Raw genomic sequence first — 11,208 nt, 5'->3', positions numbered from 1 at the left:
GCTCCCACAGTAGGTAATCTAGGAACAGCACTAGCACGTAGGGGAAGGACACAGGGTGAAGCTCTTCGTCACAGGTGGAGCTGGCTTTATCGGCTCAGTTTTTACCACAATGGCTCTGGACGGAGCACTGGATCTACCGGAGCTCGAAGCCGTCACCGTCTATGACGCCCTCACCTACGCGGGCACGCTGACGAACCTCACCCAATGCGCTAGTGACTCCCGCTTCTCCTTTATCCACGGTGACATTTGCGATGAACCTACCCTGCACGAGGCAATGCGCGGACACGACGCCGTCATCCACTTCGCCGCAGAATCGCATGTCGACCGTTCCATTAACGGAGCCACCACATTTGCGCACACGAACGTCGTAGGGACTGCCGCCGTCATGCAAGCCGCCCATGATGTCGGTGCTGCCCGCATCGTTCACGTCTCCACCGACGAAATCTACGGTTCTATCCCGCTGGGGTCCTGGCCGGAAACAGACCCGCTCCTCCCCACCAGCCCCTACTCCGCGTCGAAAGCAGGCTCGGACCTCGTCGCCCAAGCGTTCTTCCGCAGCTTCGGCCTACCCGTCGTGATTACTCGCTGCTCCAACAACTACGGCCCGCACCAGTTTCCTGAAAAGCTCATCCCGCTCTTCGTCACCAACCTCATGGAAGGAAAGAAGGTACCGGTCTACGGTGATGGTTCTGCCTGCCGCGACTGGCTGCACGTTACCGACCATTGCCGGGGGTTAGCGCTGGCGTTGACGAAGGGCCGTGCCGGGGAGGTCTACAACATTGGGGGCGGGACGGAAATGTCCGCGCTAGAAATGACTCGTCGGATTGTCGCCGAGATGGGGATGAGTGAGGACATGATCGAGTTCGTGGCAGACCGACCTGGCCATGACATGCGCTACTGCGTGGACGACTCTAAAGCCCGAGCGGAATTGGGATACCGACCCTACATGAGTTTCGACCACGGACTGGCTTCCACTATCGCTTGGTATCGCGAGAACCGACAGTGGTGGGAACCGTTGCGCGCGGGGGCACCTCGGCTGGAACGGCTCGACCAGGCGGCACCCTACCGGGATGTTGACCCGCGTTGACTGCAGATAATTGGCCTCTCCGATTCGTGCAGCTATTAGGAAACCAGCACAAACCCCAGTAACCTCTATACACTTAGCGCCCATCGAGTGGATTTCTCGCACCATCGCACATCCATACATCATGAGCCGAATGACACGAAACGTCAGACACTAGCGTCTAAAGAAGAGAGCATTCCTGTGACAACGCATCGCTGCCGAATTCACATTGTGGGAGCCAGTGGCCAACTTGGCTATGCGCTCCTCACCACCCAACCCGCCTTTCTGTGGAAAGTTGGGCAGGAAACCCCGCTAGTAACGTACTCGCGCCGGGACTGCGATCTCTCCGACCCAACGGTATTTACCTCTGGCGAGACGCTCATGCTCGGCCCCGGAGACATTGTCATTAACTGTGCTGCCTACACGGCAGTGGATGCGGCAGAGGAGAACCCCGACCTGGCCTACCGCATCAACGCCGAAGCACCTGGTGAGTTGGCGGCACTCTGCCGGGAGAGGGGTACACATCTTATCCACCTCAGTACTGACTACGTGTTTGGGGGGCAGCCGCGCCGCGATGATGCAGGACAGTGTCTGCCGTGGGAAACGGATGACCCGGTCTCTCCGCGCTGCGTCTATGGAGCCAGTAAAGCCGCCGGGGAAGCTGCCATTATGGATGCGTGGGCTGGTGCTGAAGGACCACACCAGGCAGTTATCGTGCGTACTTCATGGCTGTTTACCGGTCCGAAACGTCGCCAGTGGGGTGTGCGGGGAAGCGACTTCGTTATCACGATGCAGGATCTCTATCAGGCGAAGGGGAGCGTAACGGTTGTCAATGATCAGTACGGCTGCCCCACCTACTCCCTTGATCTGGCCCGCGGGCTGTGGGAACTCTGTCAGAAACTGTGCCACGGAGAGGCGGTGCCCTCTCTCCTCCACGCCACTAACTCAGGTTTCACTACCTGGTTTAACTTCGCCCAGGCTATTATCGGCCAGCATGATAGCGACGCGGCCACAGCTGTGCGCCCCTGCGCTAGTAGCGAGTTCCCCACGTCGGCAACGCGTCCCAGCTGGTCGACCCTCAGCCCCACTAGTTGGCACGATGCCGGGCTGACCCCGCTGCGTTCCTGGCAGGAGGCGCTTGAAGCGGCGCTGGATGAGTGTACACAGGGCGCAGATACCGAGCCTGCCCGCGGGGCATCTGCCGATTCCTCAGTTCGAGTTCAACCAGTCGGATAGATAGGCTAATACTCGTGGCACAAGCATCCTTAGCAGTAATAACCGTCACCTATTCACCGGGTCGCTACTTGCGTACCTTCCTGGACAGCATTCCTGCAGCGACTAACCAGCCCGTGCACGTTGTTATGGCGGATAACGGCTCCACCGATGAGGCACCTGAGGCCGCTGTGCGTGACTACGCTGGTACTTCAGGCCTTACCGTCAGCCTGCTAGGCATGGGGTCTAACCTCGGCTACGGCTCTGCTATTAACCGGGCCTTCACTTATCTTGAGGACAATTGCCCGGATGTCCGCACCGACTACATCCTTATCTCCAACCCTGATGTGGAGTTCTCACCGGGGTCGATTGATGCGCTGCTCGCTGCTGCTGAGCGCTGGGAGAAGGCTGGTTCGCTGGGGCCGCTCATTCGCGAAGCAGACGGTACGATCTACCCTTCTGCGCGGGCTTTGCCGAATATTCGCGATGGGATCGCCCACGCCGTCCTTGGCCCAATCTGGCCGGGAAACCCGTGGACGAAGTCCTATTTGGATGATCGAAACATGACGAGGGAGCGGCCCGCTGGCTGGCTGTCTGGCTCCTGTCTGTTGGTGCGCTGGGAAGCCTTCTACCAGATTGCTGGTTTTGACGAGGGCTACTTCATGTATATGGAAGATGTGGATCTGGGTGACCGGCTCGGTAAAGCAGGTTGGCAGAACATCTTTGTCCCCTCCGCTGAGATTCGGCATGCAAAAGGCCATGCTGCCAGCTCTCATCCGGAGACCATGTTGCCAGCGCACCATCGGAGTGCATATAAATTCCAGGCCGATCGCCACCCGCATTGGTGGCAAGCTCCACTACGGTGGATACTAAAGGCTGGCCTGTGGGTTCGGTGTCAGATTGCCGTATCGTTGGCGCGCCGCGAGCGGCACTGACCTTTCCACGTCTGTCCACCGTTTCTTCTATAACTCTGCGTACTTCAAGGAATTGGATATCACCATGACCGCACCTCACCGTCTGAGCCAGGACGTTCTCGACGCCACCGATGCTGTGGTGCTCGTTGGAGGCAAAGGCACGCGCCTGCGTCCCCTGACTCTCTCGGCACCCAAACCGATGCTGCCGACGGCTGGGCTGCCCTTCCTCACCCACCTGTTGTCTCGTATTAAAGACGCCGGGATTAAGCACATCGTCCTGGGCACCTCGTATAAGGCTGAGGTCTTTTCCGAGTATTTCGGTGACGGATCCGACTTCGGTCTAGAGATCGAGTATGTGGTGGAGGACCAGCCGCTGGATACGGGCGGTGCAATTCGCAACGTCCTGCCGAAGCTACGCGGTGAGAACATTATGGTGTTTAACGGTGACGTGCTGGGCGGGACGGACTTGCAGGATATTTTGGGGACGTTTGTGGAGAAGCAGGCTGAGGTGCTGCTGCATCTCGTCCAGGTGCCGGATCCGCGAGCGTTTGGCTGTGTGCCTACCGACGCTGATGGCCGGGTGGAAGCGTTCTTGGAGAAGACCCCCGACCCTCCGACAGACCAGATAAACGCAGGCTGCTACGTGTTCCGCCGTGAGATTATCGAGAGTATTCCGGCGGGTGTCCCGGTAAGTGTCGAGCGTGATGTGTTCCCCCGGTTGTTGGAGGAGAACCGTCGTATGTATGGGTATGTGGATTCCCAATACTGGCGCGATATGGGTACACCGCAGGACTTCGTACAGGGTTCGGCGGACCTGGTGCAGGGCATTGCCCCTTCACCGGCCTTGGAAGGCCATCAGGGTGAATGTTTGGTCCTGCCGGGTGCGGAGGTTGCGGAGTCTGCCACCTTGCAGGGCGGCACGGTTATTGGCCAAGACTCGGTAGTGGGGGATAACACGGTGGTGTCATCCTCTGTGGTGTTTGATGGCGCAGTGGTGGGCAAAGATGTGGTCATTGAGCACTCTCTTATCGGCAATGGTGCGCGTATTGGTGACGGATGTGTGGTTCGCAACGCTGTCATCGGTGATGATGCGGTGGTGGGGGACCGCTGTGAACTTGTCGCTGGTATTCGTGTATGGCCAGGTATTGAGATTCCAGAGGCGGGCATTCGCTTTTCCACGGACGCTTAGTAACTGTTGTGCTCTTGTCAAGGCCGCTGCCGAGGTTGGGTAGCGGCCTTGAGTAAACCTTCAACCTTTGCTTTATACCTGGCTGTAGGGGTGAGGATTGTGGGGGTCAGTAGGCGGGATGCGGCAACTTTTTTGGTAGCGTGTGTGACGGGTGTGACGGAAAATAACTGATGTGGGTTGCGGACTGTGAATGTTGTTATTCCCAGAAAATCGCAGCGTTTCTGCACGTCAGGCGCATTTTTCTAAAGATTAAGAAGATATGCCACAAATCTCATGACACGCCGGGGGTGAAATGACGGGTATTTGCGCATATTTGCGATATTAGAGAATTCCGATTTAGGTTGCTTTTGCGCCAGTTTTTGGGTGTAATAACAAGTGTGTAAGTAACCGCTTGCGCATCTTCACGACACACGACAGGAGGCTACGTGACTAGTTACGGAGCTCCAGGTGCTGTGCCGCTCGCTAGCATGAGTGTCGAGGAACTGATTACTGCCGTCGAACTGGAATGGCAGGAACGAGCTCTCTGCGCACAGACCGATCCGGAAGCATTCTTTCCGGAAAAGGGCGGTTCCACACGTGAGGCTAAGCGCATCTGCCAAAGCTGCGAAGTTCGTGACGAGTGCCTGGAGTATGCACTTGAGCACGATGAGCGCTTTGGAATCTGGGGTGGCTTGTCGGAGCGTGAACGTCGCCGCTTGAAGAAACGCGCTATCTAAATATTCTTGAAGACCTTGTTTGAGGGCCTCCCATGGGAGGCCCTCAAACATTTGTGATGGAATGACAAGCTGGCACGCGACCGACAGAGCATTACACACTCTCGGTGCACTTATACCTGGGGTCCCTCGTCGTAATGAGGGTCGATAAGCTGCGGCTCCACATTGAGGTGATAAGCCACCAGCTTGCTGAGGATAGCGTGCAAAAGGCGCTGCATCTGCATTTCGTCCTCACATCTTTCCTCAATAGGCTTGCGAAACAAGACGATACGCGGGCGGATAGGGGTACCCCACTTATCAAAGGATGCGGGCAAAACACGGCCCAGGGGAATAGGCCCGTCAGCAGCGACTGAGTCCGGCCACAGGGTAGCACCGGCTTTGAGGCGCATCCGTGGCACCATATCGACGGCGAGATCGAGATCCCCCAATTCGTCGTGGAACGTTGCGTCAATTCGCGCAAAAGCCTCTAACGCATTTTCATCGAAGGCGGAGGCACGGGTGCAGTAGCGAGGAACCTGCGGGGGGATGATGGGCCCACGGGGACCCCGCCCACGGCGATCTGCCCGGCGGCTCGTCAGCGGCCGCCGAGGCAGGGAATTGGGGCCCGTGGTGTCCTCGTTCATAGTGTTAGCTTATCTAGCCCACCATAAGATGGCAGGTTCCACGCCGAAAGGCGGTAGGCTTAGTGTGTCTAAATGCATTCACTAAGAAGGAGATATCCCGGTGAGCAATGCTGCTGCTTCATCCCCTCGGTGGGATTCCGCATTTATCGCCGATGTCATTAAGGCCTATGACGTCCGCGGATTGGTTGGTGATCAGATCACCACCGATTTTGTGCGTGCAGTGGGTCAATCGTTTGGCCGTCTGATGCGGTCGGAAGGCGCCCTTAGCGTCGTTGTCGCACACGATATGCGCGACTCCGGCCCCGAGTTGGTGGATGCGTTCGCAGAAGGTGTCGTCGCGCAAGGACTCAATGTGGTGAACATTGGTCTCGCCTCGACGGATGAGATGTACTGTGCCTCCGGGCTCTTGCAGATGCCCGGTGCCATGTTCACGGCATCCCACAACCCCGCAGCATACAACGGCATCAAACTCTGCCGGGCTGGTGCCCGCCCGGTGGGCCAGGACACGGGCCTTGCCACCATTTCCCGAGAGCTAGCGGAGGGCGTACCGGAGTTCCGTGGTGCCCACGGCTATGTCACCAACCGAGATATGCTGCCCGATTACGTGGATTACCTCAACAAACTGGTTGACTTGAAGGACGTTCGGCCGCTGACTGTGGCGGTGGACGCAGGTAACGGTATGGCCGGTTACACTGTCCCGGCAGTGTGGGAGAATCTCCCGCTCACCGTGGAAGCACTGTACTTTGAGCTTGATGGGTCTTTCCCGAACCATGAGGCGAATCCGCTAGATCCCAAGAATCTGGTGGATCTGCAGAAGTTTACCCCTGAGGTGAAGGCCGACATCGGTGTGGCATTCGATGGGGATGCCGACCGCTGCTTTGTCGTCGATGAGAAGGGCCAGCCGGTGTCCCCATCTGCTATCGCGGCCCTGGTGGCAGAGCGAGAGTTGGCACGCGAGCCCGGCTCGGCCGTCATTCACAACCTGATTACCTCCAAAGCCGTTCCAGAGATTATCCGCGAGAGCGGGGGAGAGCCGGTTCGGACCCGGGTGGGTCACTCCTTCATCAAGGCAAAGATGGCCGAAACGAATGCTATCTTCGGCGGGGAGCACTCTGCCCACTACTACTTCCGGGATTTCTGGCGGGCGGACTCTGGCATGCTGGCGGCGATGCACGTGCTTGCAGCGTTGGGGCAGCAGGATAAGCCGCTGTCCGAGATGATGGCTAAGTACAACCGCTATGCTGCCTCGGGAGAGATTAACTCCCGGCTGGCGAATGCGGAGGCGCAGGCTGAGCGCACAGAAGCTGTGGTGGCAGCATTTGCAGACCGGACGGAGAATGTTGACCGTCTCGATGGTGTGACCGTCGATTTGAAGGACGGCAATTGGTTTAACGTGCGCGCCTCGAATACGGAGCCGCTGCTGCGTCTCAACGTGGAGGCCAGTTCACAAGAGGCTGTGGACGCATTAGTGGAGGAGATCCTCGCCATTATCCGTGCCTAGGTGTCGCTAGAGGTAGGAGGTGTCGTCTATCTCTACTCTGCGCATTGGTAGAGCCTCTAGTTCAATGCCCTAAGCTAGCGCTGCAGAACTCAAAAAAGAACCCCCGCCGTGGCGCGGGGGTTCTTTGTCGTTTCGAGAACGAGAAACGGATTTAGGCGGTGAAGCCCATATCCGGGTGGCGGGAAGCAACTACGGAGAGTGCTTCGTCGCAGATCTCGATGGTCTTGTCCACATCTTCCTGGGTTTCGGCCAGGTTGGTGAAGTGGTTGTGGTGGGAGGCCATGAGGGCACCACGCTTGACGGTTTCAGCGACAAACTCCTGGTGGAGCTTGAAGTTGTTGTCGTCAGCAAGACGCATGTAGAAGAGGCTGGGCTCACCGGTGGTGACCATGTGGAAGCCGTGGTTGGCGGCAACCTTCTCTAGGCCACTCATGATGCCTTCGCCAATCATGCGCATGTGGCCACAAGCATCTTCGTGGTTGCGCAGCTTGTTGATGTTGGCGATGGCAGCAGCGAACGGGGCTGCGGTGTGCCAGTAGGAGCCGGTGTACATAACGGCGGAGCAAGCATCCTTGAGGGATTCCTTACCGCAGAGAGCCGACACGTTCCAGCCGTTGGCGAGTGCCTTGCAGAAGCAGATGAGGTCTGCTTCGAAGCCGAAGAAGTGGTCGGAGCCCTGAAGGTCCAGACGCCAGCCGGCGCGGACGTCGTCGACGATGAGGACGATGCCGTTGTCGGTGCAGATCTTGCGGACCTGCTCCCAGTAGCCGGGGGCAGGGAGGATGTTGTCGCCGAAGGCGCAGTGGAGGTAAGGCATGGCGATGAGGCCGGCGATCTCACCTTCGTTGGCGGCGATAACATCCTTGAGCTGCTGGAGGTTGTTCCAGTCGATGTAGATGTTGTTGGACACGTCGGCGGCGGACACACCCGGGTCGCCTTCGTGCTGCATCCACATGTTCACGCCGTGGTAGGAGCCGTTGTACATGATGATCTTGTCGCGGCCTGTGGCGGAGCGAGCGGTCATCATAGCCAGGTTGGTGACGTCGCCACCGTTCTTGGCGAAGAGGGCCCAGTCAGCGGTGTTAACGGTATCTACCAGTAGTTCAGCGAGGTCGATGGAGAGAGTGCCGGGGAGGGTGACGCAGTCACCATTGCGGCAAGCCTTGAAGGCGGCCTCGTTGACCTCTTCATCGGCGTAGCCCTGAATCATGGGGCCGTAGGCAGCCATGTGGTCGATGAACTTGTTGCCATCGAGGTCCCAGATGTAGGCGCCCTTAGCGCGGGATGAATAGAAGGGGTAGGCAGAAGCCGGGATGTGGCAGCCTTCGGTCGGTCCGAGGTGGCCGTAAATACCGCCGGGGATGACCTTAGTTGCGCGGGCAAAAGCCTCGCGGTTCTTGGGGTAATCGAAAATTTCCATGGATATTTCTCCTTAGGCCAGGTAGCGGGAGACGCGTCCGAGCATCTTGTTCGCGGCGTCGATGTTGAGAATCACACCACTCATGACGAGCTTGTCCTGACCAATGAGCGCGTAGGTGTCGACGGCTCCGTCGAGCACTGCGCGGAAGGTCTCTTTGCTGTCGAAGGTCATCCACGCGTTGGGGTCGGTGTGAGAACCATCGGGGGAGAAGGTCAGCTTGTGATCCTTGACCTGGCAGGCGAGCTTGATGCCTTCGGAGGGAACCTCAACGATCAGAGCACCGTCGCGCATGCCGTGGGCCAACTTTTGGCCGACCGGGTCAATATTGGCAACCTCGCAGAGAGCTGCGAATGCAACGTTAGCGGTGAGGAAGGTCTTCAGGTCCTCTTCCTCGGCGGTGAGGGCGGCGCCTTCGGGGGTCTGGAGGATGTAGGACAGACGATCAGTCAGCTTGGTGAAGGGACCAAGCAGGAAGCCCATGCGATGGACGCCCCAAAGGGGTACCGGGATGCCCTTGCCGGCGACCATGGCGTTAAAGTGGGCAGGGCATCCGAAACCGAGGCGAAGATCCGGCTTGGAGGGTCCGGGGGCTTCGCTGCGCGCAGTGCCATGATCGAAGATCAGGGTGCGGGGTTCAATGCCTGGGATATCGAAACGGACAGAGATGTTGCTGTCCTTGACGATTTCCCGTGCAACGGGGTCGTTCTCGACGAGCGGAACGCAGGCTCGCAGAACGGCGTGCAGATTGATGGAAGCCATAGTACGGGAATCCATCTCTCCTCCTATCACGGTGGAACGGGGCTCCGCAGCGGCTCGAGCTGCTGAACTCCTAGTTATGCAGATTGGGTCTGCCTTATTCGTTTCTGTACGCAAAACTACAGTTCGGTCGCACACCTAAATGCGGGGCGCGAACGCCATTAAGTCTAGCGGGGATTGATTTCCCCCAAGCGGGGATTGCACGAAAAAAGAGGAATATCTCGATGGGGCGGACGGTTCCTTGACAGAATCGTGGTAAATACCACTTTTTTACCTGCTGTAACGGATGTATCCGCAGGTCAGGGGCACTTTAGTGAACCCTGAAGATAACCTATAAGTTGTCGTAAAGAGTTGCTGAAAAACTGTTAGTTACGTAACGGCGAGTACACTCACAGAGGACTGTATGGCATGGGGTTATAGCGCATGCGCCGGCCGGTCTGGGTGCGATACTGGTACGGTCGGTGCAGAGGGACCAGACCTCAGGTCATACACCTCACTGGAAAGGCGATAATGTACCTACTCGATGGTGCTATCCGGAACTATGCCTGGGGCTCTCATCAAGAGCTAGCCGCGCTGCGCGGAGCACCTACACCCACCGAACACCCCGAAGCAGAAATGTGGTTCGGTACTCACACGGGCGACCCCGCTCACTTGGCTGCCGACCACACCCGCACTCTTCTCGACGTCATCGCTGCCGCTCCCGCACACGAACTTGGTTCATCCATCTCCCAGACCTATGAGGGCCATCTGCCTTTCCTCCTCAAACTTCTGGCCGCGGAAGAACCACTCTCTCTGCAAGCCCACCCCAGCAAGGAGCAAGCGCGAGAAGGCTTCGCACGCGAGAACGCACAAGGTGTTCCGGTGGACGCCCCGGACCGCAACTACCACGACCCCAACCACAAGCCAGAACTTATTGTTGGGCTCACCCGCTTTCACGCGCTGGCTGGATTCCGGGACCCGCAGCACACCCTCGCCCTCTTTGACTCCCTTCATGTGGCCGAACTGCAACCCTTCGCAGAAATGCTGCGAGCAGAACCCGACGCTAACGGTATCCGTGCCGTGATGACCACGTTCATTACCCTGACGCGGGGCCATTTGCACGACTGCATCAACGCCACCCAACAGGCCGCACAGCGCCTAGTAGCCGCCAATGACGAATGGGTTGACGAAGCCGCCACCTACCTCAACCTCGTCTCTGAGTACGGAGTCGATGCGGGGGCACTCTGCGCATTGCTTCTCAACCGCATCACACTGGAGCCCGGCGAAGCTATCTTCATGGGGCCCGGTATGCTGCACGCCTATCTTCATGGTGTAGGCGTCGAGATTATGGCCAACTCTGACAACGTGCTACGCGGCGGCCTCACCCCCAAGCACGTCGATGTCCCCGAACTTATGCATGTGCTGCAGTTCGACGCGCTACTTGACCCCGTCGCTCCAGCCGCGCCGGTCATCGCCCCCACCCACGGTATCCTCCCTACAGAAGGTGTCGACTCGGTGGAATACCTCACTCCAGTACCCGAATTCCGTCTCAGCCGTACCCGCCTGGAGGCGGAGGCCACTGCCGAAATTGGAGTAGAGGGACCGTTTATTGTGCTGGTGACGGAAGGATCCGTCACCCTAACCCCACAGACCGGTGACGAGTACTTGGATGTGCCTGCAGGACAGGCCGCATGGGTCGGTTCCTGGGAGGATCGCCCTGCCATTACCACTGGTGAGAGCCCCGCAACTGTTTTCCTAGCACGCGTACCGTAAAGTATTCCTTGCATGCCGGGAGCCACTTCTGCCCCGGCGTCTCCACACGGACGGCATGCTGAGTT

The 11,208-nt window shown here is 58.3% G+C and carries 10 protein-coding genes; 7 read left to right on the top strand and 3 right to left on the bottom strand.

The genetic code is table 11. From position 1 onward, the window contains the following. Positions 1-55 precede the first annotated feature (55 nt). The 5 genes from rfbB (at position 56) to Q0X28_RS00530 (ending at position 5,094) form a co-directional block, all read left to right on the top strand. Positions 56-1,087: a dTDP-glucose 4,6-dehydratase gene (rfbB, locus tag Q0X28_RS00550; protein ID WP_298575433.1), complete on the top strand. Its 1,032-nt coding sequence runs from the start codon at positions 56-58 to the stop codon at positions 1,085-1,087. Between the two features lie 177 nt (positions 1,088-1,264). Beyond that, positions 1,265-2,299 (top strand): dTDP-4-dehydrorhamnose reductase, encoded by a 1,035-nt coding sequence (gene rfbD, locus Q0X28_RS00545; RefSeq protein ID WP_296237998.1) that lies wholly within the window; start codon positions 1,265-1,267, stop codon positions 2,297-2,299. A gap of 14 nt (positions 2,300-2,313) precedes the next feature. Beyond that, positions 2,314-3,210, top strand: coding sequence for a glycosyltransferase family 2 protein (locus Q0X28_RS00540; RefSeq protein WP_296237997.1), 897 nt, complete (start codon positions 2,314-2,316; stop codon positions 3,208-3,210). A gap of 64 nt (positions 3,211-3,274) precedes the next feature. Then, complete coding sequence (locus tag Q0X28_RS00535; RefSeq protein ID WP_296237994.1) at positions 3,275-4,378, top strand: NDP-sugar synthase; 1,104 nt, start codon at positions 3,275-3,277, stop codon at positions 4,376-4,378. Positions 4,379-4,845: 467 nt separating this feature from the next. Continuing rightward, a complete protein-coding gene (locus Q0X28_RS00530; protein ID WP_053962733.1) occupies positions 4,846-5,094 on the top strand; it encodes a WhiB family transcriptional regulator in 249 nt (82 codons plus the stop codon). A gap of 110 nt (positions 5,095-5,204) precedes the next feature. On the opposite strand, the gene Q0X28_RS00525 is transcribed toward Q0X28_RS00530, so the two are convergent. Then, positions 5,205-5,714 (bottom strand): metallopeptidase family protein, encoded by a 510-nt coding sequence (locus tag Q0X28_RS00525; RefSeq protein WP_296237992.1) that lies wholly within the window; start codon positions 5,712-5,714, stop codon positions 5,205-5,207. A 145-nt stretch (positions 5,715-5,859) separates the two neighbouring features. On the opposite strand from Q0X28_RS00525, the gene Q0X28_RS00520 reads away from it, so the two are divergent. After that, a complete protein-coding gene (locus Q0X28_RS00520; RefSeq protein WP_296238149.1) occupies positions 5,860-7,215 on the top strand; it encodes a phosphomannomutase/phosphoglucomutase in 1,356 nt (451 codons plus the stop codon). Between the two features lie 151 nt (positions 7,216-7,366). Here Q0X28_RS00520 and Q0X28_RS00515 read toward each other — a convergent pair whose 3' ends face one another. Together Q0X28_RS00515 and Q0X28_RS00510 are read right to left on the bottom strand one after the other, a co-directional pair. Continuing rightward, positions 7,367-8,635 (bottom strand): aminotransferase class III-fold pyridoxal phosphate-dependent enzyme, encoded by a 1,269-nt coding sequence (locus Q0X28_RS00515; protein WP_296237989.1) that lies wholly within the window; start codon positions 8,633-8,635, stop codon positions 7,367-7,369. Between the two features lie 12 nt (positions 8,636-8,647). Continuing rightward, positions 8,648-9,409: a hypothetical protein gene (locus Q0X28_RS00510; RefSeq protein WP_296237987.1), complete on the bottom strand. Its 762-nt coding sequence runs from the start codon at positions 9,407-9,409 to the stop codon at positions 8,648-8,650. Between the two features lie 492 nt (positions 9,410-9,901). On the opposite strand from Q0X28_RS00510, the gene manA reads away from it, so the two are divergent. Then, a complete protein-coding gene (manA, locus tag Q0X28_RS00505; protein WP_296237985.1) occupies positions 9,902-11,143 on the top strand; it encodes a mannose-6-phosphate isomerase, class I in 1,242 nt (413 codons plus the stop codon). The last annotated feature ends 65 nt before the right edge of the window (positions 11,144-11,208 follow it).

Origin of the sequence: uncultured Lawsonella sp. (genome assembly GCF_947252745.1) — a bacterium.
In the GTDB taxonomy this organism is placed as follows: Bacteria; Actinomycetota; Actinomycetes; order Mycobacteriales; family Mycobacteriaceae; genus Lawsonella.
Note: the sequence above shows the minus strand (reverse complement) of the source record. Positions and strands in the feature narration are given on the sequence as shown.

Bases quoted from the DNA above. Each gene is read 5' to 3' on its own strand.
- Q0X28_RS00515 (WP_296237989.1), bottom strand. From the start codon at position 8,635: ATGGAAATTTTCGATTACCCCAAGAACCGCGAGGCTTTTGCCCGCGCA.
- Q0X28_RS00535 (WP_296237994.1), top strand. From the start codon at position 3,275: ATGACCGCACCTCACCGTCTGAGCCAGGACGTTCTCGACGCCACCGAT.
- manA (WP_296237985.1), top strand. From the start codon at position 9,902: ATGTACCTACTCGATGGTGCTATCCGGAACTATGCCTGGGGCTCTCAT.
- Q0X28_RS00530 (WP_053962733.1), top strand. From the start codon at position 4,846: ATGAGTGTCGAGGAACTGATTACTGCCGTCGAACTGGAATGGCAGGAA.
- Q0X28_RS00510 (WP_296237987.1), bottom strand. From the start codon at position 9,409: ATGGATTCCCGTACTATGGCTTCCATCAATCTGCACGCCGTTCTGCGA.
- Q0X28_RS00525 (WP_296237992.1), bottom strand. From the start codon at position 5,714: ATGAACGAGGACACCACGGGCCCCAATTCCCTGCCTCGGCGGCCGCTG.